1 protein-coding gene is annotated in these 537 nt (G+C 45.1%); it reads right to left on the bottom strand.

Going from position 1 to position 537, the window contains the following annotated elements:
- Positions 1–14: 14 nt before the first annotated feature.
- A partial coding sequence (locus tag EI164_RS16670; protein WP_192521068.1) for an IS3 family transposase occupies positions 15–537 on the bottom strand: 523 nt, incomplete at its 5' end.

Genomic DNA, 537 nt, shown 5'->3' on the forward strand with positions numbered 1-537 from the left:
TTTGTAGTGGTCAACTAATTTAGGACACCTGATAAGAGGTTTTTGTTAAAATAGCGTCTCTCTGTTTCTAATGGTGTTAAGTAATTGTTGAAAGTATGGGGTCTCACAGTTTGATAATAGCCCCAGATATAGTCAGTGATAGCACTCTTAGCCTCAAAGATATCTTCATAACCACCCTTTGGCATCCATTCCGTTTTAAAGCTTCTAAAGAAGCGTTCAGTTGGCGCGTTGTCCCAGCAATTACCCTTTCTGCTCATGCTTTGAATCATGCCGTCACAACTAGCCACGGATTCAGCAAATGCCTTGCTAGTGTAATGCGTGCCTTGATCCGAGTGAAACAGCACCCTACTGGGTCTAAGTCTCGTCTGATATGCCATCTGTAGTGCTTTAGCAGTCAGCATACTGTCAGGAGAGTCTGATACGGCAAAGCCCACGACACGACGGGCAAACAGATCTAACACCACAGCTAGATAACACCAGCCGCTCTTGATACGGATATAGGTCACATCTCCCGTCCAGACTTGGTTAGGCATGCTT

It is taken from the genome of Psychrobacter sp. FME13 (assembly GCF_014861395.1).
Classification (GTDB): domain Bacteria; phylum Pseudomonadota; class Gammaproteobacteria; order Pseudomonadales; family Moraxellaceae; genus Psychrobacter.